At 69.4% G+C, this 22,941-nt stretch carries 20 protein-coding genes and 1 tRNA gene; 12 read left to right on the top strand and 9 right to left on the bottom strand.

Features of this window, described 5'->3' with window-relative positions; all coding sequences use genetic code 11:
• Positions 1 to 12 precede the first annotated feature (12 nt).
• The 3 genes from wzm to FKR81_RS15465 form a co-directional block, all read right to left on the bottom strand.
• A complete protein-coding gene (gene wzm, locus FKR81_RS15475; protein ID WP_146352449.1) occupies positions 13 to 930 on the bottom strand; it encodes a galactan export ABC transporter permease subunit Wzm/RfbD in 918 nt (305 codons plus the stop codon).
• Positions 931 to 998: 68 nt separating this feature from the next.
• Positions 999 to 1,841 carry a class I SAM-dependent methyltransferase gene (locus FKR81_RS15470; protein ID WP_235921562.1) on the bottom strand — a complete coding sequence of 281 codons (843 nt, stop codon included), beginning with the start codon at positions 1,839 to 1,841 and terminating at the stop codon, positions 999 to 1,001.
• A 52-nt stretch (positions 1,842 to 1,893) separates the two neighbouring features.
• Positions 1,894 to 2,352, bottom strand: a complete 459-nt coding sequence (locus FKR81_RS15465) for a bacterial proteasome activator family protein (RefSeq protein ID WP_235921569.1) — start codon at positions 2,350 to 2,352, stop codon at positions 1,894 to 1,896.
• A 116-nt stretch (positions 2,353 to 2,468) separates the two neighbouring features.
• Between FKR81_RS15465 and FKR81_RS15460 the strand changes: the two genes are divergently transcribed.
• Entirely contained in the window at positions 2,469 to 3,668 is a 1,200-nt protein-coding gene (locus FKR81_RS15460; protein ID WP_146352445.1) for a cysteine desulfurase-like protein, read from the top strand.
• Between the two features lie 12 nt (positions 3,669 to 3,680).
• Positions 3,681 to 4,325 (top strand): class I SAM-dependent methyltransferase, encoded by a 645-nt coding sequence (locus tag FKR81_RS15455; protein ID WP_235921561.1) that lies wholly within the window; start codon positions 3,681 to 3,683, stop codon positions 4,323 to 4,325.
• Here the strand turns inward: FKR81_RS15455 and FKR81_RS15450 are convergent.
• Complete coding sequence (locus FKR81_RS15450) at positions 4,309 to 5,274, bottom strand: NAD(P)H-quinone oxidoreductase (RefSeq protein WP_146352443.1); 966 nt, start codon at positions 5,272 to 5,274, stop codon at positions 4,309 to 4,311. The two genes, FKR81_RS15455 and FKR81_RS15450, sit on opposite strands and share 17 nt — an antisense overlap.
• A 44-nt stretch (positions 5,275 to 5,318) precedes the next feature.
• Between FKR81_RS15450 and FKR81_RS15445 the strand changes: the two genes are divergently transcribed.
• The gene (locus FKR81_RS15445) at positions 5,319 to 5,951 is read left to right on the top strand and encodes a GNAT family N-acetyltransferase (protein WP_146352441.1); all 633 of its coding nucleotides are present in this window, start codon (positions 5,319 to 5,321) and stop codon (positions 5,949 to 5,951) included.
• A 79-nt stretch (positions 5,952 to 6,030) separates the two neighbouring features.
• Positions 6,031 to 7,527: a M28 family metallopeptidase gene (locus tag FKR81_RS15440; RefSeq protein ID WP_146352439.1), complete on the top strand. Its 1,497-nt coding sequence runs from the start codon at positions 6,031 to 6,033 to the stop codon at positions 7,525 to 7,527.
• A gap of 166 nt (positions 7,528 to 7,693) precedes the next feature.
• Here the strand turns inward: FKR81_RS15440 and FKR81_RS15435 are convergent.
• Positions 7,694 to 7,778 (bottom strand) — tRNA-Ser (locus FKR81_RS15435).
• 16 nt (positions 7,779 to 7,794) lie between these two features.
• The gene (locus FKR81_RS15430) at positions 7,795 to 8,226 is read right to left on the bottom strand and encodes a MarR family winged helix-turn-helix transcriptional regulator (RefSeq protein ID WP_146352576.1); all 432 of its coding nucleotides are present in this window, start codon (positions 8,224 to 8,226) and stop codon (positions 7,795 to 7,797) included.
• Between the two features lie 149 nt (positions 8,227 to 8,375).
• On the opposite strand from FKR81_RS15430, the gene FKR81_RS15425 reads away from it, so the two are divergent.
• The 4 genes from FKR81_RS15425 to ypfJ all read left to right on the top strand — a co-directional run bounded on the left by FKR81_RS15425 (position 8,376) and on the right by ypfJ (position 12,972).
• Positions 8,376 to 10,091, top strand: a complete 1,716-nt coding sequence (locus FKR81_RS15425; protein WP_146352437.1) for a bifunctional metallophosphatase/5'-nucleotidase — start codon at positions 8,376 to 8,378, stop codon at positions 10,089 to 10,091.
• A gap of 95 nt (positions 10,092 to 10,186) precedes the next feature.
• Positions 10,187 to 10,726, top strand: coding sequence for a hypothetical protein (locus tag FKR81_RS15420; RefSeq protein WP_146352435.1), 540 nt, complete (start codon positions 10,187 to 10,189; stop codon positions 10,724 to 10,726).
• A 58-nt stretch (positions 10,727 to 10,784) separates the two neighbouring features.
• Positions 10,785 to 11,504 carry a hypothetical protein gene (locus FKR81_RS15415; RefSeq protein ID WP_146352433.1) on the top strand — a complete coding sequence of 240 codons (720 nt, stop codon included), beginning with the start codon at positions 10,785 to 10,787 and terminating at the stop codon, positions 11,502 to 11,504.
• 571 nt (positions 11,505 to 12,075) lie between these two features.
• Positions 12,076 to 12,972, top strand: a complete 897-nt coding sequence (gene ypfJ / locus FKR81_RS15410) for a KPN_02809 family neutral zinc metallopeptidase (protein ID WP_146352431.1) — start codon at positions 12,076 to 12,078, stop codon at positions 12,970 to 12,972.
• Positions 12,973 to 12,982: 10 nt separating this feature from the next.
• Here ypfJ and FKR81_RS15405 read toward each other — a convergent pair whose 3' ends face one another.
• Together FKR81_RS15405 and FKR81_RS15400 are read right to left on the bottom strand one after the other, a co-directional pair.
• A complete protein-coding gene (locus FKR81_RS15405) occupies positions 12,983 to 13,390 on the bottom strand; it encodes a VOC family protein (RefSeq protein WP_146352429.1) in 408 nt (135 codons plus the stop codon).
• Between the two features lie 10 nt (positions 13,391 to 13,400).
• Positions 13,401 to 13,832, bottom strand: a complete 432-nt coding sequence (locus FKR81_RS15400; protein ID WP_222598276.1) for a helix-turn-helix transcriptional regulator — start codon at positions 13,830 to 13,832, stop codon at positions 13,401 to 13,403.
• A 260-nt stretch (positions 13,833 to 14,092) separates the two neighbouring features.
• Here FKR81_RS15400 and FKR81_RS15395 point away from each other — a divergent pair, with 260 nt between their 5' ends.
• From FKR81_RS15395 to FKR81_RS15385, 3 genes are all read left to right on the top strand, one after another.
• A complete protein-coding gene (locus FKR81_RS15395) occupies positions 14,093 to 17,146 on the top strand; it encodes a carboxypeptidase-like regulatory domain-containing protein (protein WP_146352427.1) in 3,054 nt (1,017 codons plus the stop codon).
• A gap of 65 nt (positions 17,147 to 17,211) precedes the next feature.
• Entirely contained in the window at positions 17,212 to 20,274 is a 3,063-nt protein-coding gene (locus FKR81_RS15390) for a CARDB domain-containing protein (protein WP_146352425.1), read from the top strand.
• A 111-nt stretch (positions 20,275 to 20,385) separates the two neighbouring features.
• The gene (locus tag FKR81_RS15385; RefSeq protein ID WP_186762992.1) at positions 20,386 to 21,135 is read left to right on the top strand and encodes a sulfite exporter TauE/SafE family protein; all 750 of its coding nucleotides are present in this window, start codon (positions 20,386 to 20,388) and stop codon (positions 21,133 to 21,135) included.
• Between the two features lie 5 nt (positions 21,136 to 21,140).
• Here the strand turns inward: FKR81_RS15385 and hisC are convergent, their stop codons facing one another.
• Positions 21,141 to 22,208: a histidinol-phosphate transaminase gene (gene hisC / locus FKR81_RS15380; RefSeq protein ID WP_146352421.1), complete on the bottom strand. Its 1,068-nt coding sequence runs from the start codon at positions 22,206 to 22,208 to the stop codon at positions 21,141 to 21,143.
• Positions 22,209 to 22,284: 76 nt separating this feature from the next.
• Between hisC and FKR81_RS15375 the strand changes: the two genes are divergently transcribed.
• On the top strand, positions 22,285 to 22,923 hold the full coding sequence (locus FKR81_RS15375) for a dienelactone hydrolase family protein (RefSeq protein WP_146352419.1): 639 nt from the start codon (positions 22,285 to 22,287) through the stop codon (positions 22,921 to 22,923).
• Positions 22,924 to 22,941 lie beyond the last annotated feature (18 nt).

The following is a 22,941-nucleotide window of genomic DNA, read 5'->3' as shown; positions in this document are numbered from 1 at the left end:
GTTCGACCTCCCTCAGACCCAGTAGGACACGCGAGCGCGCCAGTTGCGCAGCGCCACCAGCGCCAGCGTCCAGCCGATGATCGTGAACGCACCGACGATCGCCCAGTGGTGCCACATGATCGGGTGCCCGATCATCGGCGCGCGGACGACCTCGATGTAGTGGTAGACGGGGTTCAGCTCGGCGATGAGCAGCCGCCAGTTGCCGCCGCCCTGGTCGCCCGTGACGCGGTGCAGCACGCCGGCGTGCCAGACGATCGGCGTCATGAAGAACACCAGGTTGATGAAGCTGTTCACGACCGGCGGGATGTCGCGGAAGCGCGTGCTGATGATGCCGAACAGGAGCGCGATCCACACCGCGTTGATCGCCAGCAGTGCGAAGCCGGGGAACACCAGCAGGATGTTCCAGCTCAGACCCGGCTTGATGACGGGGTCGCTGCCCAGCTTGTACGGGTGGTCGAGGCTCGTGAAGAAGATCGCCACCACGATCACGTAGACGATCATGTTGTGCGCGAAGAACAGGACCTGGCGCCACACCAGCCGCAGCACGTGCACCGTGATCGGCGCGGGGAGGTGCTTGATGAGCCCCTCGTTCGCGATGAACACGTCTGTGCCCTCGGTCACGCAGCCGAGGATGAACGCCCAGATGACGAAGCCAGCGGTGACGTACGGCAGGAACGTCGACGTGTCTTCGTTGAACAGCTGGGAGTAGAGCAGGCCGAGCGCGAGAGCCGTCGTTCCCATCGAGATGGTGATCCACAACGGACCGATGACGGATCGGCGGTAGCGCTGCTTGATGTCCTGCCAGCCGAGATGGCCCCACAGCTCCCGGTGGGCCCACGCCTGGCGCACGTCCGCGAAAGCGCGTGCGAACGTGCGCGAGTTCGGGGCAGGGGGTGCCTCAGGTCGGTCGAGCGTACTGGTGGCTTGCACGAGGACTGAGAGTACCGGCGCCCAGAGGGTGCTCTGTTCGCCGGTCGGTCACGGGCCGGTATACCCGGTCAGACCTTGGTCACCTTGACGATCACCTGTTCGTGATCGTAGGTGTACCCCAGGTACTCGAACTGGAGCCCGGTCTCCTCGACGTACTCTGCCCAGGCCTTGTACTCGTGCTGCTGCCAGCCGGGGAAGTTGAAGTACTCGTCGAACAGCACGATGCTGCCTTCGACCAGGCGCGGGCCGCACAGCCCCAGCACGGTCTTCGTCGACGAGTACAGGTCGCAGTCGACGTGCAGGAACGTGACCGGCCCCTCGTGCTCCTCGAGGAACCCCGGCAGCGTGTCGTCGAACCAGCCGACCACCAGCTCGGCGCCCGGCACGTCGGGCAGCCCGTCGACGTTGAACGCACCCGCCGGGAAGCCGTTGCGCCAGTCCTCTGGCAGGCCCTCGAACGAGTCGAAGCCGTAGACGTCCTCGCCACCGCGCGCCGTCGAGATGATCTTCAGCGTGCTGCCGGTGTAGACGCCGAACTCGAGTGCCATGCCGCCGTCGGGCACCAGCGAGAGCGCGTGCTCCAGCGTGGCGTGCGGGTGGTTGAAGTGCGGCACGGTCGGCATGAACTCGCGCACGAACCGCGCGCTCTGCAGCGCGGCCTCCTGCTCACCCGCGAACACGAGGTCGCGCCGCGCCCTGATCTCGTGCTTGATCGTGTGGTCCACGATCCGGTTGGACTGGTGACGCAGCTCCTCGCGCAGGCCGTCGACCTGCGCCTGCACGTCCGCGATCCGGGCCAGCTGCTCCCGGTGGTACGGAGCGACCGCGTCTTCCACGGCGCGCATCACCTTGTCGCGAAACGCCTTGCGGAAGTAGCCGGGCTCAAGGCTCCGGCGGACTCGGTCGAGCACGGTCGGCTCTCCTCTTCAACGGGGTTGCCGCATCGTAGGGGCCCGCCCTGGGTCAGAGGTACTGCCCGGTGCCCTTCCCCCCGACGCCCTCGCCGCCGCCCTGGCCCGCGGGCAGCGCACGGCCCCGCATCTGCTCCAACTGCGCGCGTGCGGCCATCTGCTGGGCGAACAGCGCCGTCTGGATGCCGTGGAAGAGGCCCTCCAGCCACCCGACCAGCTGCGCCTGCGCGATCCGCAGCTCCGCGTCCGACGGGGTGCTGTCCTCGGTGAACGGCAGCGACAGCCGCTCCAGCTCGTCGCGCAGCTCGGGCGCGAGGCCGTCCTCGAGCTCGTCGATGGACCGCTTGTGGATCTCCTTGAGGCGGTTCCTGCTGGCCTCGTCGAGCGGAGCGGCACGCACCTCCTCGAGGAGTTGCTTGATCATCGTGCCGATCCGCATGACCTTCGCCGGCTGGGCGACGAGCTCGGTGATGTCCTCGTTGCCTTCGGGCTCGTCACCGTTCGCGCCCATCACGAACACTGGCTGCTCCTCGTTCATATCCCCATCCTGGCCCGATCGGCGGCTGGCGGGACAACCGGGTGGCCCCTGGACTTCATTCCTTTCGGCCTCCTCCGTACGGTGTGCGCATGGCGTTCGACGTCGCACGGGTACGAGGGCTCTTCCCCGCGCTCGGCGACGGCTGGGTCCACCTGGACGCTCCAGCGGGCATGCAGGTGCCCGAACAGGTCGCGACCGCCGTCTCCACCGCGCTGCGGGCACCCGTGTCCGGCCCCGGTGGCCTGTTCCCCGCCTCGCAGCGCGCCGAGGCGATCGTCGACGCCGCCCGCCGGTCCGTCGCGGACCTGGTCGGCGGTGACCCGGCCGGTGTCGTGCTGGGGCCGTCCGCCGCGGTCCTGCTGCAACGGCTGGCCGACGCGCTGACCGACGACTGGTTCATGGGCGACGAGGTCCTGGTTTCCCGGTTGGACCACCCGGCGAACATCGCGCCGTGGCTGCGCGCCACGCAGCGCACCGGCAGCGCCGTGAAGTGGGCCGAGGTGGACATCGAGACCTGCGAGCTGCCCAGCTGGCAGTACGACGAGCTGGTCACGGACCGCACCAAGCTCATCGCCATCACGGCCGCGTCAGGGGCCGTCGGCACCCGTCCGGACCTCGCCAAGATCGCCTCCGTCGCTCGTGCGCACGGCGCCATGATGGTCGTCGACGCCTCGTCCGCGGCACCTTTCGTCCCGCTCGACATCAACGCGATGGAAGCCGACGTCGTTGCGGTCGGAGCCAACGCGTGGGGTGGCCCGCCGGTCGGCGCGCTGGTGTTCCGCGACCCGTCGCTGCTCGACCGGCTCCCGTCGTGCTCCGTGGAGCCCGCCGCGCGCGGTCCGGAGCGGCTGGAGCTCGGCCCGCACGCCTATCCGTTGCTCGCCGGCCTGGTCGCCTCGATCGAGTACCTGGCCGAGCTGGATGATGTCGCGACGGGCACGCGGCGTGAGCGCTTGGTCACGTCACTGGCATCGGTGAAGGCGTACCAGGCCGGGCTGCTCGCTAATCTCATCAACGAACTCCGCTCGCTGCGCCACGTGATGGTGATCGGCGACGCCATGCGCCGCGTGCCCGCGCTGGCGTTCACGATCGCCGGGGTCAAGGCGACGGAGGGGGTCGAGCACCTCGCCGAGCGCGGGGTCTGCGCGTTCGCCGACTCCGGCCAGCACGGCGTCTTCTCCGTGCTCGGCCTCGGCGAGGTGGGCGGAGCGATCCGCGTCGGCCTCGCGCACTACACGAACGCGGTCGAGGTCGACGAACTTGTCAGGGCGGTAGCCGAGCTGGGGTAGCGCGGAGGTGCGGTGGACGACTCGCTCGCACGCGAGCTCGCCGACCTCGCGGCGATGCAGCGGCTCACCCCGCTGATGTCGGACTACCTGCCGGCGACCGCGCACGAGATGCGCCCGGCCGCGCTGGTCGCGGTCATCGACGAGATCGTGCTCGGCGCGCGGACCGTGCTCGTCGAGGCAGGCTGCGGGGCGTCGTCGATCCTGCTGGCGCGGCTGCTGGCCAGGCGCGGGTTCGGGCGGTTGCTGTCGATCGAGCACGACGAGCGCACCGCCGCGTTCGTCGCCTCCCAGCTGCGCCGCGAGGGCCTCGGGCACGTGGCGCGCGTCGTGCACGCACCGTTGGAACGGCATCCGGCCGCGTTGTCGCGGCACGGCCAGTGGTACTCGCCGGGGCTCGTGCACGACGAGGTGTTCGGCTACGTCGACCGGTACGGGCTGGTCGACCTGCTGGTCGTGGACGGCCCCGGTTTCGGCGACTCGCGCTACCCGGCGCTGCCGGTGCTGCGCGGCGTGCTCGCGCCCGGTGCGTCGGTGCTGGTGGACGACGTGGACCGGCCGGACGAGCAGGCCGTGCTGGTGCGGTGGTCGGAGGAGTTCAAGATGAAGTTCCGCACCGCACCTCGCACGTCGCTGGCGGTCGCTACCTTTCTGCCCTGAGCAGCACCTTGCCGAAGACGCTGCCCTCCTCGAGCGTGCGGTGCGCGCCGGCCGCGTCCGACATCGGGACCACCTCGTGCACGATCGGCTTCACCGCGCCGCTCTCGACCAGCGGCCAGAGCCGGGCGCGCACGTCCGCGACGATCTCGCCCTTCTCCGCGACGGGACGCCCGCGCAGGCCGGCCGCCTTCACCGACGCGCGCTTGGCGAGCAGTTTGCCGAGGTCCAGCTCGCCGGTGCGGCCGCCCTGCATGCCGATCACCACGAGCCGTCCGCCGGTGGTGAGCACGTCGATGTTGCGCTTCAGGTAGGAGGCGCCCATGTTGTCGAGGACGACGTCGGCCTCCTCGACCTCGGCGACGAAGTCCTGGGTGCGGTAGTTGACGGTGATGTCCGCGCCCAGCTCGGCGCACCTGGCGAGCCGGTCGTCCGAGCCCGCGGTCACCGCGACCCGCGCGCCGAGCGCCTTGCCGACCTGGATCGCGTGCGTGCCGATGCCGCCCGCGCCGCCGTGGACGAGGAACGTCTCGCCGCTGCGCAGACCGGCGTCCATGACGACGTTCGACCACACCGTGCACGCGACCTCGGGCAGCGCCGCGGCGGTCACCAGGTCGACGCCCTTCGGCACCGGCAGCAGCTGCTCCTGCGGCACCACGACCTGCTGGCCGTAGCCGCCGCCCGCGAGCAACGCGCAGACCTCGTCGCCGACGTTCCAGCCCTCGACGCCGTCGCCGAGTGCGGCGACCGTGCCGGAGCACTCCAGTCCGATGATGTCGCTCGCGCCGGGCGGCGGCGGGTAGAAACCCTGGCGCTGCAACAGGTCCGCCCGGTTGACCGCACTCGCCGCGACGTCGATCAGGACCTCGCCGGGACCGGGCTCCAGGTCGGGCACCTCCGTCCACTCCAGAACGTCGGGACCGCCGGGCTCGCGAACAGTGATGGCACGCATGCCTTCGACCGTAATCGGATCGACAGGTGCGGCAACATCGGAGCATGGACCCGTGGCCGCTGAGGCACCTGGTGATCCGGACGCCGAGGCTCGAGCTGCGCCCGGACGACGACGCGGGCCTGCTCGAACTGGCCGAGCTCGCGGCGGAGGGCATCCACCCGTCCGACGAGATGCCGTTCGCGGTCGCGTGGACCGACGCGCCGCCGTCGGAGCTCGGTCTGCGGATGCTCCAGTACTACTGGGCCCAGCGCGCCGCACTGACGTCAGCTGACTGGTCCGTCAACTTCCTGATCAGGATCGACGGGAAGGTCATCGGCACGCAGGGGCTCTCGGCGCTGAACTTCAAGGTGCTCCAAGAGGTCTCTTCCGGTTCGTGGCTCGGCAGGCGTTATCAGGGAAACGGATACGGAACCGAGATGAGAGCCGCGGTTCTGCTATTCGCATTCGACCATCTGGGCGCGGTGATCGCGCGCTCGGCGGCATGGGAGAAGAACGCGGCCTCTAACCGGGTGAGCGAGAAGCTCGGTTATACACGCGAGGGCACACACCGGCTCGCGCCGCGCGGGGAACCGTTGACGCACATCTACCTCCGCCTCGACGAAAACCGTTTTCAACGGCCGTCTTGGCAGGTGACCGTCGAGGGTCTAGCGGACTGTGTTCATCTGCTCACTGGGTGAGAACCCGCCGAGAGAGGGATTGCTTTCCGGCGTCCGAATTTGTGAATGTTCAGCTCTCCGGAACGAAGGGGAATCGTTCATGTCTGCCAGAGCCAAATTTGCGGGCGTCTTGGCTGTGTGCGCACTTGTCGCCGCACCCACCGCGACCGCTTCCGCCGCCGAGCCCACCGGGCCGGCACTGGCCAAGAAGCTCGCCAAAGCCGTCACCACCGACGGCATCAACCGCCACCTGATCGCTTTGCAGCGCATCGCCGACCGCAACGGCGGCACTCGCGCCGTCCTCACGCCGGGCTACGACGCCAGCGTCGAGTACGTGGCGGGCAAGCTCAGGGGGGCGGGTTTCGACGTCTCGACGCCCTCGTTCACCTTCCAGGAGCAGGTCCCGGACGCGCAGTCGGCCAAGGTCGGCGCCCAGTCGTTCGAGGCGATCCCCATGGAGGAGTCGCCGCAGACCCCGGTCGGCGGCATCACCGGCCCGATCCGCGTCGTCCCCGAGGACGCCACGACCGGTTGTGAGGCAACGGACTTCGCCGGTCAGGACTTCACCGGCACCGTCGCACTGATCCGCCGCGGCGGCTGCACGTTCGAGATCAAGCACAAGAACGCGGCGGCGGCGGGCGCGATCGGTGTGATCGTCTCCAACAACGTCGACGGCGCGCTGTCCGGCGTCACGCTGGTCAACCCCGGCGTCGTGCCGGTCGGTGGCGTCAGCAAGGCCGACGGCACCGCGCTGGCCGGCCTCGCGGGCCAGGCCGTGACCCTCGACCTGCGGTTCCACTTCGAGACCCGCACCGCGCGCAACGTCATCGCCCAGACGAAGACGGGCCGCAAGGACAACGTCGTGATGGCGGGTGCGCACCTCGACAGCGTCGAGACCGGCCCCGGCATCAACGACAACGGCTCCGGCTCGGCCGGTCTCCTCGAGACCGCGCTGCAGCTCGGCAGCAAGCCGAAGGTCAACAACGCGGTTCGCTTCGCCTGGTGGGGTGCCGAGGAGCTCGGCCTCATCGGCTCGACCGAGTACGTCCGCGCGCTGACCTTCGAGCAGCAGCTGGACATCGCGCTGTACCTGAACTTCGACATGATCGGCTCCCCGAACGCCGGGTACTTCGTGTACGACGGCGACAACTCGGACAACGTCGGCGCGGGCCCCGGCCCGTTCGGCTCGGCGCAGATCGAGAAGGCGTTCGTCGACTACTTCACCGCGACGGGCCAGCCGACCGAGGGCACCGACTTCAGCGGTCGCTCGGACTACGGCGAGTTCATCGCGCAGGGCATCCCGGCCGGTGGTCTCTTCACCGGTGCCGAGGGCATCAAGACCGATGCCCAGGCCGCGAAGTGGGGCGGCACCGCCGGTGTCGCGTACGACAAGTGCTACCACTCGAAGTGCGACAACCTCGGCAACCTGGACCGCGTGGCACTGGGCAAGAACGGCGACGCCCTCGCCTTCGTGACCGCCACCTACGCGATCAGCACCGAGGACATCAACGGCGTTCCGCCGCGCTCCAAGCGCGCCGCGGCCCGCATGTCCATGAAGGTCGCATCGGCGCCGCACTCGCACGCTGACGCAGCCTGACCTGGTGTGAACCTGGGGGTCGTCGAACATCCGTTCGAACGATCCCCAGGTTCATCCACACCTGTGGACAACTGGCCCACTTGCGGCTGGGGTGTGGGGGCTTGCCCCCACAGGACACCTGGAGCGAGCTGGTCCGCGCTGTCCGCGGACACAGCTCGCCCACTTGCGGAAGCGGAGGGATTTGAACCCCCGGACGGTTGCCCGTCTCCCGCTTTCAAGGCGGGTGCATTCGGCCGCTCTGCCACGCTTCCTCGTGCGGGGTAGAGACTAGCTGTCCACCGCACGCAGATGAGTCATGACCCGGTCGAACACCTTGGCCAGCACTTCCTGCTCCTCGGAGGTGAGCAGGTCGACGATGTGCTTGCGCACTCCGTCGAGGTGCGTGGGAGCGGACTCCTCCAGCAATGCCATACCGACCGGCGTGAGTTCGGCGAACACGCCGCGCCCGTCTTCGGGGCATTCCCGGCGGAGAACGAGTCCCGCTTTCTCCATCCGCGCGATCTGATGCGACACGCGACTCTTGGACGACGCGACGTCGTCGGCGAGTTGCGTCATCCGCATCCGGTGCGCTTTCTGCTCGGACAATCGGACGAGGATCTCGTAGTCCGCGAGTGACACCCCGTGGCCGTCCTGAAGCTCTCGGTGCAGACGGTCCATGAGCATGGACGAACCGTTCACGTAGGTGCGCCACGCGCGCATCTCGCCTTCGTCGAGCCAGTTGGGCTCTTGCTCACATCGGGTCACGTGAACAGGCTAAGCCCGAACCATGACGATCGAGCCACTTCTCTGGTGCCGATGAGTTTCGAAAGGCAGACTCCGGCCGGACATTCCACGCAGGAAGGCTTCTCATGAGTTCGTTCAGACGGCTATCCGTGCTGGCGATCACAGCCGCCGCCGCGGCCGCAGTCACCGTCTCCAACGCGACGGCCGACATCGAGGCCCAGCACGCCCGCGGCACCGTCGACGTTCGCCTGATCGGCATCAACGACCTCCACGGCAACATCGAGCCGCCATCCGGTTCGTCCGGCCGTGTCGTGCTGGCTGACGGAACGACGGTCGACGCGGGTGGTGCCGCGTACAACGCGACGCACATCAAGAACCTCGAGAGCGAGGTCAAGAACTCGGTCGTGGTCGGTCAGGGAGACCTGATCGGCGCGTCTCCGATCGTGTCGGCGCTGTTCCACGACGAGCCCACGATCGAGATCCTCAACAAGGTCGGCATGGACACGACCGCCGCGGGCAACCACGAGTTCGACGAGGGCTACAAGGAGCTGCTGCGCATGCAGCGCGGCGGCTGCCACCCGGTCGACGGCTGCCAGTTCCGCGACAGGTACCGGGGTGCGAACTTCCCGATCCTCGGCGCGAACGTGACGCTCGCGAAGAACGGCCTGCCCGCGCTGCCGCCGTTCTGGGTCGAGATCCGCGACGGCATCCCGATCGGTTTCATCGGCATGCCGCTGAAGGACGTCCCGACCCTGGTCGACCCGAACGGGATCAAGGAGCTGAAGTTCGGCGACGAGATCGCGGCGGCCAACAAGTACGCGAACCTGCTGGACACGCTCGGCATCAAGTCGATCGTGCTGCTGATCCACCAGGGCGACCAGGTCAGCTCGACCCCCGGCGGCCCGAACGGCTGCACCGTCCAGCCCGGCAACCCCGGCAGCGCGATCGCGACGGCCGTCAGCCCCAAGATCGACGCGGTCTTCTCCGGCCACAGCCACCAGCACTACAACTGCGTGGTGAAGGACCCGGCAGGCAACCCGCGCCCGTTCATCGAAGGCCTGGCGTTCGGCCGCGAGCTGAGCGTCGTCGACCTGAAGATCGACCGCAGGACGCGCGACGTGGTCCGCAACGCCACCAAGGCGGACAACAAGATCGTCACCCGCACCGTCACCCCGGACCCCGCCGTCCAGGCCGTCATCGACCTGGCCAAGACGAAGTCCGGCCCGATCGCGAACGAGCCGGTCGGCACGATCAGCCAGGACATCGTCCGCGGTGCGCCCGGTGCGATCGAGATGCCGGTGGGCTACCTGATCGCCGACTCGCAACTCGAGGCCACCAGGGTCAACGGTGCGGTCGCCGCGCTGATGAACCCCGGCGGCGTGCGCGCCGACCTGACGTTCGCCAGCTCGCCCGCGGGCGAGGGCAACGGCGTCGTGACGTACGGCGAGGCGTTCACCGTCCAGCCGTTCGGCAACAACCTGACGACGGTCACGATGTCCGGTGCGCTGCTGAAGTCCGCGCTGGAGCAGCAGTGGGGCCCCGGTGCGCGGCAGATCATGCTGCAGCCGTCGGCAGGCCTCACCTACTCCTGGTCGGCGAGCCAGCCGATCGGGTCGCGGATCAGCAACCTCGCGATCAACGGCACGCCGGTCGACCCCGCGGCGAGCTACCGGATCACCATCAACAGCTTCCTGCAGGCCGGTGGCGACGGGTTCAGCGAGTTCCTCAAGGCCACGGACGTCATCGGTGGCGTCGTCGACCTGGACGGGCTCACGGCGTACCTGGGCACGCACCCGAACGTCGCGGCGCCCCCGCTCGGACGGATCACCAGCAACCCGTAGCACCAAGTGAGAAAGCCACCTTCGCACTGGACCATTGGTGCGAAGGTGGCTTTTTCGCTGCCCCGGTTGCGCCATTTGATCTAAGGTGGGGCCCGATGTCGTGGGTGCGTCGGCTTCTCCTCCTCGCCGGACTGGTGTTCGGCTCGTGGCTGCTGGGCTCCTCAGCCTCGGCGGCCGAGGCCAGTGCCGACGTCCGCATCGACATCGATCTTCCGCTCGTCGGCGTCACCGTCGAGCTGGACACCACGCCAGAGGTGCCGCTGCCGCCGGTCGAGCGCCCGCTCCCCGCGCAGCCGAGGACCGAGGTCCCACCGCCTCCACCGCCGGTCGAGCCGGTGCCCGCCGCGCCTGTTGCCAAACCGGTCGCCGCGGTCAGCGCCGCGCCGGTGGTCGCGGAGAGGCCGCCGCCCGCCGGGGTGCCCGCGCCTCCGGCGGAACCGCAGCACGCGGACCTGCCGACGCCAGGCAGCCCGCCGCCGAGCGGCGCGGGCCAGTTGACGACGAACACCCCGCCTGTCGGCACGCTCACGTTCACCACGTCCGCAGCCCGCCACGCCGTCGCGCTGGTGCGCTCCGCGGACCTGGACGTTCCGAGGTTCACCTACGCGGAAGACCCGTCGTTCTCACCTGACTGATCCCCGTGGCGTGCGCACGAGTCCACGAGGGTCACCACATCAGGGAGAACGAACAACCATGCGCAAGAACGTGCAAAGGGCGGTCGGCGCCGCCATCTTCACCGGCGGCCTGCTGGTCGCGAGCTCCGGAATGGCCAGCGCGTCCGACCTGCTCAAGGTCGACGACGAGGTGCGCGTCGGCGACGTCCTCAGCGTGCCGATCAAGGTCTGCGGCAACGCCGTCAACGTCCTGTCGAACGGCGACGCGACCTGCCCGCCCGCCCAGCCCGCTCCGCGCGCGGCCAACGAGCCGCTGATCTCGGCGCCGGTGACCGTCTGCGGCAACTCGGTCGGCGTGCTCGGTGGCGGCAGCGGCAGCTGCGGTGAGCCGCCGTCGTCCGAGCCCGGCGGCTCGCTGATCTCCGCGCCCGTGACGGTGTGCGGCAACGGCGTCGGCGTGGGCGGCGACGCCTCCGGCGACTGCGGCAAGAGCGAGGAGCCGCCCGGTGAGGAGCCGCCGGGTGAGGAGCCCCCCGGCACCGAGCCGCCCGGAAACCAGCCCCCCGGAAACCAGCCGCCGAACAACGGCCCGACCCCTCCCGGCTCCGACCTCGACGAGATCGGTGACCACCTGGGCCTCGGCCGTCCGTCGCTGATCGGCTCGCCGTCCGCGCAGGCGTCCGAGCCCGTGAAGCCGCTGCCGAAGACCGGTGTCGACGCGCTGCAGATGCTGCTCGCCGCGGCCGCGCTCGTCGTGAGCGGCCAGATGGCGCGCCGCGCCGCCCGTCGCCAGGCCTGAGTCAGTCCACTTTGCCCGGAGGTTCCTCGCGAGGAACCTCCGGGCAAACGCTTTCCCGGTCGCTCTGCGCACACCCGTTCACCCGAGACGGAGACACTCCACTTCACCAATTCAGGTTCCGGGTGAGGTGTTGAGATTGGGGCTGATCAAGCGCATGCTCGATAACGAGCTGGCAACCGGCAGGTGTACGAATGGCCACCCGGAGGCCACGCCCAGAAGGGGTAGGTGGTGCCGTGCAGGTAACTCCTCGCTGTGGCGATACGCGGTCAGCTGCATCCCCGCGATCGGATCGGACATAGCCGCTCCGGGCGCGAATGCGAGCAGCGCAGACGGGGTCTCGGGTGCCCAGGCGCCATAGGCGTCGCTCGGTGCACTACGACGCTGTTGAGCTCGACATCGGTTTCGTCTCTGGGCGTCACCGGTCGAGCGCCACGCCGACCTTCCGCCGGCCGTCGTCGTCACTTCCAAATGGGAAAGCCTCGGTGCGGTGCCCCGACGTCGGGCCCCGCACCGAGGCGTCTTTCGTGCTTTATGGTGTGCCGCAATCAGGTCCTTGTTCAGGAGGCACGCGGTGCAGTTCAACGAGGGTGCGGAACTAGACGTATCGCAGGTCGAGGACCTCCGCGGTGTCGGCGGCCGAGTGGCTCTGGGTGGCGGTGGCCTCGGCATCGTCGGCGTCATCATCTTCTTCCTGGTCCAGCAGTTCACCGGCGTGCAGCTCCCCGCAGGCGGCCTGCCCGACCTCGGCCAGGACCAGCAGGTCGAGTCGTCGCAGCTGGCGGAGAAGTGCAAGACGGGCGCGGACGCGAACCGCGACGACGACTGCCGGATCGTCGCGACGATCAACTCGATCCAGGCCTTCTGGAAGGACCAGTTCGCCCGCAGCGGCAACACCTACCAGGTCACCACCACGAACTTCTTCCGCGGCAGCGTGAACACCCGCTGCGGCAACGCCACCTCGGCCGTCGGCCCCTTCTACTGCCCGGCCGACTCGCAGGTCTACATCGACCTGAACTTCTTCCAGGAACTGCGCACCAAGTTCGGCGCCACCGGCGGCCCGTTCGTCGAGGCCTACGTGCTGGCCCACGAGTACGGCCACCACATCCAGAACCTGCTCGGCACGTCCGACCGCGTCCGCACCCGCCAGGGCCCGACGTCCGACTCGGTCCGGCTGGAACTCCAGGCCGACTGCTACGCGGGCGCCTGGGGCAACGCCGCGACGAAGCTCCCGACCGCCAACGGTCAACCCCTGATCTCGAACATCACCCAGGAGGACGTCGCCGCCGCTCTGGACGCCGCGTCCCGCATCGGCGACGACTTCATCCAGCGCGAACTGGGCGGCGGGCAGGTCGACACCACCCAGTTCAGCCACGGCAGCTCCGCGCAGCGGCAGAAGTGGTTCACGCAGGGCCTGAACACGGGCGACCCGGCGCGCTGCGACACGTTCGGCACGAACAACCTGGGCTAGGGGCTGAGCGTCAGCCCAGCGGCTGGGAGAACCGGATCATGTTTCCGGACGGGTCGCGGAATGCGCAGTCGCGCATTCCGTAGGCCTGGTCGATGGGCTCCTGCAACACCTCGGCCCCGGACGAGCGAATGTCCTCAAAGGTCTTGTCCACGTCGTCGGTCGCGAAGATGACGCCGCTCAACGACCCCTTGGCCAGCAGGGCTTTCATCGTGTCGTGATCCGGCGCGGGGATGGGCGGCCCGATCTTGAGCAGGCCGATCTCGACCTCGGGCTGCGACGCGGGCCCGACGGTCAGCCAGCGCATGTGGTCCATGGTGGCGTCGACGCGCACCTCGAGGCCGAGCGCGTCCCGGTAGAACGTGAGCGCGGCGTCCTGGTCGTGCACGTAGATGAACGAGTGCGAGAGCTTGAGGTCCATGCGACCGACCCTAGGAAGCCGGGCGGCCGCGCGCTTCTCCGTTCCTGCTCGGTCGGGTCATGCCCTTCGCGATGCACGCGGGCACCCGTGCCACGGCCTCGTGCGAACGGGCGCGGTAGGCCCTCGGCGACTCGCCGACCAGTTCGGTGAACCGCGCGCTGAACGAGCCCAGTGACGTGCAGCCGACTTCCATGCACACCTCGGTCACCGAGAGGTCGCCGCGGCGCAGCAACGCTTTCGCCCGCTCGATGCGGCGGGTCATGAGGTAGCCGTACGGGGTTTCGCCGTACGCGGCGCGGAACTGCCGGGAGAAGTGCGACGGGGACATCAGCGCGGCGCGCGCCATCGTCGGCACGTCGAGCGGGCGCGCGTACTCGCGGTCCATGAAGTCACGCGCGCGGCGCAGGTGGGTGAGGTCCTCCGGCGTCACATCCCCGAGCATGCCACGCACCACTGACGAACAATCCGAAGAGGATCTTGAATGGTTGTCAGATCGCATTCACCACACCACGCACGCGGTTAACGGTGGGCCGGTGAAGATTTGGTGTGGATTCTTCCCGGCATCACCCGGTTGAGGTACTTTCCGGGCGTTCGACGGGAGCGTGCGGGGGCGCGGGGAACCGTCGGGCCACCACTGGGGCTCTACATGGGGGACCTTTGTCCGAGAGATCGATCAGCCGTGCCCTGCTCAGATTCGGCGCGGTGACCACTGCTGCCGCGCTCCTGTTCGGCGCGGCGCCCGCGTCCGCTCAGGAGACGGAGCCGCCGACCGTCCCGACCGAGACGACGGCACCGCCCAGCACCACTCCGCCGGTGGAGACGCCGCCGTCTTCCGAGACGCCGACGCAGCCGACCCAGCCGAGCGAGCCGTCGCAACCGACGCAGCCGAGCACGCCGACCGAGCCGTCGAAGCCGTCCGAGACGCCGGCCACGCCGGAGAAGCCTGCCGAACAGCCGAAGCTGGAGCAGGAGCAGAAGAAGGCCGACCTGAAGGTCACGGCGGCGTTCGACAAGGCCGAGTACGAGGCCGGTGTGGACTTCGGCATCACGGTCACCGTCGCGAACGTCGGTGCCGTGCCCGCGCAGGACATCCGCTTCGCGACCGAGACGAACACCATCTGGCTGCGCACCGGCCACGAGCAGCTCGGCTCGCGTCCGACCCTCGGTCCCGGCGAGCAGAAGACGATCAAGCTCACGGCCGCCGCCAAGTCGAGCAGCAACAGCGTCGTCGACCTCTCGGCCCGCGCGTACCTGGACGGCATCGCCGACCCCACGCCCAACAACAACGAGTCGCGTGCCTCGGCGCGCGTCATCCAGCGGACCGGCACCGTGTCCGGCGTCCTGTACGCCGACCGCAACGGCAACGGCAAGGCCGACGCGGGCGAAGGCGTTGCCAACACCTACATCAGCGGTGAGGGCGGCTCGCCGCGCGGCTACCTGAGCGCCCGGACGGACGAGAACGGCCGCTTCGCGAGCTACCCGGTGAACGCGGGCAAGTACGCGCTGCGCCTCGACACCCCCAAGCTCACGCCGAAGCCGGGCGTGGTGGTCGTCGAGGAGGGCAAGAACACCTCCGTCGAACTCGCCGTGATCGAGACGACGATGGACTCGCTCAAGCCCGTCGTCGAGCTCGACCGCAACATCTACGGCAAGGACGACCCGATCTCGGTCAAGGTCACCCTGACCAACACCGGCAAGGCGCCGCTGACCGGTGTGGTCGCGCTGTGCGACACCGGCGGGCCCGACTACTACCTCAGGGGCGACGGTCCCGGCTGGGCACCGTTGAACCCGGACGGTCCCGGCCTGTCCATCGCGGCCGGTGAGACCAAGGTCGTCACCGTCACCGACGTCGTTCCCGAGGCCGCCTACCTCCAGGGCCAGCTCGGCGTCGCCTGCAACTTCGGCAACAACGGCCGCAACCCGTTCGGCACCGTCGGCGCCTCGGACTGGGCGGTGGTCGAGGGAGCGTTCGGCATCGTCCAGGGCAAGGTCGTCAACCAGGACGACGGCTCGGCCGTGGCGAGCGCGCGGATCATCGGGCTCGACCCGGTCACCCGCAGGCCTGTCCCCGGTGCCGCCACCAACGCCGACGCCACCGGCGAGTGGCGGATGTACGGCGTGCGCAAGGGCGACCTCGTGCTCACCGCGGCCGGCCCGTGGAAGCTCGCCGACGGCAGCACGGGGCTGCCCGTGAAGGTGATCGGTGGCGGTGAGGTGACGGCCGATCTCGTGGTCGTGCCCGGCCCCGTCGTTCCCGACCCGACGGTCCACAAGCCGGACCTCGCGCTCACCGCGGTCTTCGACAAGCCGTCCTACGACGTCTACGACCAGATCCAGCTCAAGGTCAAGATCGCGAACATCGGCACCGGCTTCCCGTCGTGGAGCGGGTACCTCCAGGTCGACCACCTGGACAACCGCCTCGACTTCGACGACTCGCAGCTCGCGCCGCTGCGCGGCATGACGCAGGGCCTGTGGCCGGGTGAGAGCAGGGAAGCGACCCTGGTCGGCACGGTGAGCCCGTACTCGCCGAAGGACACGGTGGCGTTCAAGGCGAACATCAGCACCGGCGACGACTCCAACCCGGCCAACAACTCGGTCGACGTCAGCTCGAAGGTCACCTACGGCGTCGGCGACGCGGTCGTCACCGTCTACGGCGACCGCAACGACAACGGCGCGCAGGACGCCGGCGAGGAGCTCGCCGGCCGCAAGATCTCGGTCTTCGGTGGCCGCCCCTACAAGTCCGTCGAAGGCAGCACAGACGCGGCGGGCAAGGTCGCGTTCCGCGGCCTCAGCGCGGGCGGGTACGAGGTCTCGCAGGACATCGCCCATGACGACGAGTGGGTGCCGGAGAGCAGCCAGTACGTCCGCACGACCGTCAACAACGGCGTGGAGACCCAGGTCGCGGTCCGCATGGTCCGTCCGCTGTCGCACACGGTCGAGGCGAGCCTCCAGTTCGGCAAGTCCTCGTACCGGCCGGGCGAGCAGGTCTCGCTGTTCGTCACCGTGCAGAACAACGGTGACAAGCCGGTGCAGGTCAAGGCGGCGTGCTACGGCGAGGTGCCGGCCTACTACCTCACCAACGACAACGTCCGGTGGGGCAAGTGGATCTTCGATGGTGAGGGCTACGAGGTCGAGCCGCACCGGACGGTGAGCCTGTACGTCGAGCAGCCGATGCCCGCGGTGGCTCCTGACCACGGTCTCGTCGGCGTGGCGTGCAGCTTCGGCACGGACCCGATGGCGTGGGGCAACCCGCGCGCCGACGCCAAGGCGAAGGTGCCGGGGGCGACCTGGACCACGAGCGGCTCGGTGCTGACCAGCGGTGCGGAGGAGAAGGGCGTCGGCGGCACGAAGGTCGTCCTCCTCGACCCCGACACCAACAAGCCGGTCGCGCGCACCACGACCGACGCGCAGGGCGCCTTCACGTTCCCGGACCTGCCGGTCGGCCACTACACGCCGGTCGTCGTGGGGCCGTGGAAGGTCGTCTCGCACCGGCAGGGACCGCTGTTCGGCGTCGTCAAGGGCGACCCGAACCCGGTGAACGTCTACGTCGAGCCCGGCCCGAACGTGGCGGACCCGGACACCGGTGACCTGGTGGTCGTGCCTCCGCCGCACGGCGGCAACCCGCCGCTGGGCAAGGTCAAGGGTGGCGGTCTCGCCACCACCGGTGTGAGCGTGGTCGGACTGACCGCGTTCGGACTGCTGCTGGTCATGGCGGGTGCAGCCCTGCGCGGCCGCCGTCGACCGGTGATCGCGTGAGCTAGTCAGCGGAAGGGGGCGGCACCACATCCGGTGCCGCCCCCTTCGACGAAACGGGGAACCTCTTGTCCGACAGATCGATCAGCCGGACCCTGCTCCGGCTGGGTGCGGTGACCACCGCGGCGGTGCTCCTGTTCGGCGCGTCCAACGCGGCCGCGCAGGAGACGGAGCCGCCGTCGCTGCCGACCGAGACCACGGCTCCGCCGAGCACCACCGAGCCGCCTGCCGGGACCACGACGCCGAGCACGCCACCGTCGTCGTCCGAACCGGCACCGACCCAGCCGACGCAACCAACTCAGCCGACGCAGCCGACGCAGCCGCAGCCGACGAGCACCCAGCCCAAGCCTGCTGAACCGAAGGTGAAGGCCGAGGAGCCGAAGGCGGACCTGCGCGTCACGGCGACGCTGGACAAGGCGAGCTACGAGTCGCACGAGACGGTCCGCGCGACGGTCACGATCACGAACAAGAGCAACGTGGCCGCGCAGCGCGTGCACCACGTCTTCAACACCGGCCTGCTGGTGGACCACGCCCAGTGGGGCGACCTGCGTCAGGACAAGCCGGGCGTGCGCATCGAGGCGGGGGCGACGCACGTCGTCACGGTCACCGGCTCGATCGCCGAGATCGCAGGCGGCAAGGTCGACTTCTCGGGCAGCGTCCGCTCCGACGACGGTGACGCGTTCCTCCAGGACAACTACTTCAGCGCCAAGGCGGACGTCACCGCCACCAAGGGCGGCGCGGGCGGCCTCGTCTACGCCGACGTGAACCGCAACGGCAAGGCCGACATCGGCGAGGCGGTCGCGGGTGCGGTCGTCACGGTCTACGGCGGCTCGCCCAGCGGCAGCCACCAGACGACGACCGGCGCGGACGGCCGCTGGACGTTGCCGGACATCGCGTCCGGCCACTACGACGCCTGGTACGACCTGCCCGGTGGCTGGGTCGTCCGGCACACCGACGGTGCCGCGCACCGGTTCGACGTCGTGCCCGGCAAGCCCGCCGACGTGACCGCGGGCGCCGTGCGGCCGATGGCCGAGTCGCTCACCGCGAGCCTCGCGCTCGGCCAGGACACCTACCTGGCAGGCGACACCGCGACGATCACGGTGCGGCTGGCCAACAAGAGCACCTTCCCGATCACCGGCATCCAGGCCGGCTGCAACCGCATCGGCGAGGGCAACCACCTCAACGGCGGTCCCGGCTGGGGTGCGCTCACCACTGGTGTCGACCTGGCGGCGGGCGAGTCCAAGACGATCACCGCGACCGAGATCGTTCCGGACGACGCCAGGTCGTACGGCACGGTGCAGGTCACGTGCGACTTCGAGCCGAACTCCGCAGACAACGGCGACGGCCCTGAGGCGAGTGACTCGGCCAAGGTGCCCGGCGGCTTCGGCGGGTTCAGCGGCACGGTCGCGCAGGACAAGAACAACAACCGCACCGTCGACGCGGGCGAGGGCGTGGGCACGAAGCTCGTCCTGCTCGACTGGGACTCGCGCACGCGCGTCGCGGTCGCCGAGACGAACGCGGACGGGATCTTCCAGTTCACCAACGTCCCCGCCGGCACCTACGACACGGTGCTGCTCGGGCCGTGGCGCTTCACCGAGGGCAACGCGGGCTTCGTGCGGATCTTCGACGGCGACGACTCCCGCGAGGTCACGCACTTCGTCGCGCCCGGTCCCGTCGGGCCCGACCTCGAGGTGACCGCGAGCTTCGACAGGACGTCGTACGACATCGGCGACACCGCCGAGGTCAGCGTCACGATCAAGAACCGGGGCAACAGCACCGCCACCGCCGTGTTCCAGCCGGTGTTCGTCGACACTTCCTACTTCTACGACCTCGACCAGTGGGGCGACCTGCGACCGCGTGGACCCGGCAAGACCATCGAACCCGGTGACGTGCACGTGGTCACGCTGAAGGGCACGCTCGAGCACGCCACCGGGGGCACGGTCAACCTCAAGGGCATCGTCAAGGCGTCCGGCGACGTCGACGAGTCCAACAACGGGTTCCTCATCACCGCCGCCGTCACGCACAAGACCGGCGACGCCGTGATCACCGTCTACGGCGACCGCAACGAGAACGGCAAGTTCGACCAGGGTGAGGAGCTGAAGAACACCCCCGTCGAGATCGAGGGCGGCGTGATCTTCCGCTGGTTCCGGAAGCAGACCGATGCATCGGGCAAGGTCGAGTTCGACGACATCCCGGTCGGCAACTACCGGCTGATGGTCAACTCCGCGGACGGCTGGCTGCTGCCGGAGCAGGTGGTCAAGTTCGAGCTCAAGGCCGACGAGCCGCTGCGGTTGCAGATCCGGACCGTCCGGCCGCTGTCGGACAAGCTGGTCGTGTCCACGAAGTTCGACAAGCCGGCCTTCAAGATCGACGAACCGGCCACGCTCACCATCACGGTCAACAACAACACGGGCACGGCGTTCACCGCCTTCGCCTCGTGCGGCGGTGAGCTCTACAGCATCGAGAACGGCGACGGCTGGGGTCCGCTCAGGGAGGGTGGTCCCGGAGTCCTGTTCGCGGTCGGCGAGACGAAGGTGATCAAGGTCAGCAGCCCGATCCCGTCCTACGCCGCCGACTACGGCATCGTCGCGGTGTCGTGCTCGTTCGGGCCGAAGCCGTTCGAGCCGGGCGCCCCGTGGATCAGCGCCGTCGCCAAGGTGCCGGGCGCGGTGTGGACGACCCACGGGCAGATCCTGCGGGCCGACGACGGAACGCCGGTCGCGCGCACCACGGCGGTCCTGCTGGACCGGGAGAGCGGCAAGCCCGTTGCCCGTGCGGTGAGCGACGCCGACGGGAAGTTCACCTTCCCGAACGTGCCGGTCGGCCGCTACACGCCGGTCGTCGTCGGCCCGTGGAAGGTCGTGTTCCGCGGGCAGAGCGACGGCTACGACGTCATCCGCGGTCGGCAGGAGCCGCAGAACATCTACGTCGAGGCCGGTCCCGAGGTGCCGGACCCCGGCTTCCCCGAGGAGCCGGCGCCGCCGGGTGACCACAAGCCCAAGCCTCCGGCCGGCAAGCGTGAGGCGCTCGCCAAGACGGGTGCGAGCGTGCTCGGTCTGTCGGTGGCCGGCCTGCTCCTGCTGGCGTTCGGCTTCGGCGCCCGCGCCGCGAGCCGTCGCAGGATGAGCTGATCGCGTAGTGCGCGCAAAGGGCGGCATCCCGCGCGGGTGTCGCCCTTTGTGTTGCGCGGACCACAGCGCGTCGTCCCGAATGGAGTGTTAGCGTTGCTAACCATTATGGAGCTGACGCTGCTCGAAGCGGTCATCGTCGTGCTGGCAGGCGTGTTCGCCGGCGGGATCAACACCGTCGTGGGCTCCGGCACGCTCGTGACGTTCCCCGTCCTGCTCGCAGTCGGCTACCCGCCCGTCGTGGCGAACGTGTCCAACAGCCTCGGCCTGGTGCCGGGCAGCCTGAGCGGCGCGTGGGGGTACCGCGAGGAGCTGAAGGGCCAGCAGAGCCGGATCGCCAGGCTGCTGCCCGCGTCGATCCTCGGCGGCATCGTCGGCGCGATCCTGCTGGTCACGCTGCCGGAGAAGGCGTTCACCGGGATCGTGCCGGTGCTGATCGTCATCGCGCTGGTGCTGGTCGTGCTCCAGCCGTGGCTGAACAGGAAGCTCGCCGAGCGGACCAACGAAGAACACGGCGGCATCGCGCTGTGGATCGGCGTGTTCCTCGCGGGCGTCTACGGCGGCTACTTCGGTGCCGCGCAGGGCGTGCTGGTCATGGGGCTCATGGGCGTGCTGATGAACGAGCACCTGCAGCGGATGAACGCGCTGAAGAACCTGCTGACCGCGTTCGTGAACCTGGTCGCGGGCATCCTGTTCATCTTCATCGCCCACGTCTCGTGGGTCGCCGTGGCACTGCTCGCCGTCGGCTCCGTCGTCGGCGGCCAGATCGGCGCGAAGATCGGCCGCAAACTCCCACCGGTCGCGCTGCGCGCGGTCATCGTCGTGGTGGGAGTCGCGGCGATCGTTCAGCTGCTCACGAAGTGAAGCGCCTAAGAATTGAACGACAGCGCGGCCGCCAGGAACGCGTCGTTCTCCTCGGGCTCCCCGATCGTGACGCGGCAGCCCTCACCGGCGAACGCGCGCACGACGACCTTGTGCGACAGGCAGTGCTCGTTGAACGCGGCGGTGCGCTCACCGAGCGGCAGCCACACGAAGTTCGCCTGCGACACCGGCACCTCGAAGCCCGCGGAGACCAGCTCGTCGCGCACCCGGCCGCGCTCGGCGACGATCGCGCGGCAGCGGACCATCAGCTCGTCCTCGGCGTCCAGCGACGCGAGCGCGGCGACCTGTGCGAGCGCGTTCACGCTGAACGGCACGAACACCTTGCGCAGCGCCTCGGCGACCGCGGGCGGCGCGACCGCGTAGCCCACGCGCAGGCCCGCGAGCCCGTACGCCTTGGAGAACGTCCGCAGCACGGCCACGTTGTCGCGGCCCTTCGCCCACTGGGCCTTGGCGAGCTCGACGCCGTCCGGGACGTCCGGGTCGTCGACGAACTCCTTGTACGCCTCGTCGAGCACGACGAGCACGTCCGACGGGACCTTCTCGATGAACGCCTCGATCTGCTCGGTCGTCACCGCGGTGCCGGTCGGGTTGTTCGGGTTGCACACGAAGACCATGCGCGTCTTCGGCCTGATCGCCGCGGCCATCGCGTCCAGGTCGTGCACGTGGCCGTCGGTCAGCGGCACGCGCACCTGACCGGCGCCCGCGACGTGCGTGACGATCGGGTACGCCTCGAACGAGCGCCACGCGAACAGCACGTCGTCGGACTCGGTGCAGGTCGCCTGCACCAACTGCTGGCACAGCGACACCGATCCGCAGCCGACCGCGATGGTCTCCGCGGGCACGCCCAGCTTCTCGGAGAGCCGGGTGGTGAGCTCGACGGCGGCGCTGTCCGGATACCGGTTGATCGCCGTCGCGGCGTCCGCGATCGCCTGCACGACGCTCGGCAACGGGCCCGCGGACACCTCGTTGCTGGCGAGCTTGATCGCACCGGGGATGGACCTGCCCGGCACGTACGCGGGCAAGGTGGCCAGGTCTGGGCGGGTTCGGACGGTCATGCCCCGGATCCTTTCACTGCTCCGTCCGATTGGTCACGTTGACTTTTGTTCACGCGGTCGTGGAAGGCTGGGGGGCATGACCCGCATCGAGACTCTCTCCCTGACCGACGGCCGCCAGCTGCGCATGACCGTCGCTGAACCGGAGAACGCGGTACGCGGTGGGCTCGTCGTGCTGCACGAGGCGCGCGGGATCACCACCGGCGTGCGCAGCCTCGTGAAGAGCCTCGCCGCGGAGGGCTGGCTCGCGGTCGCACCTCATCTCTACGGCGAGGCGGACCGGGTGCACGGTGCCGATGTGCACGACCAGGTGAGCAGGCTTTCGGGTGACGCGGTGCTGGAGGACACGGACGTCGCGTTCGTGTGGCTGGGCCAGCAGGGCGTCAGCGCGGACCGGATGGGCGTGGTCGGGTTCGACCTCGGCGGCTCGGTGGCGATGGTCGTCGCGGCCAGCCGGACCATCGGGGCGGCCGTGACCGTGCAGGGACCAGGGATCCTCGAACCGCTGTCCGACGGACTCCCGGCGCTGGTGGACGTGGCCGGCGAGCTGACGTGCCCGTGGCTCGGGATCTACGGCGACGACGAGTCCGAGGCGGTCGAGAAGCTCAGGGACGCGGTGATCGCCGGCGAGACCGCGTCCGATGTGGTCCGTTTCGACAAGACCAGCGACGAAGCGTGGCAGCGTGCGCTTAACTGGTTCGACGCACATCTCCGTTAAGGGTCTTTACGGCGGATT

This window comes from Lentzea tibetensis (genome assembly GCF_007845675.1).
Taxonomy (GTDB): Bacteria; Actinomycetota; Actinomycetes; order Mycobacteriales; family Pseudonocardiaceae; genus Lentzea; species Lentzea tibetensis.
The sequence above is the reverse complement of the archived record's forward strand: the minus strand, read 5'-3'. Positions and strand labels throughout refer to the sequence as shown.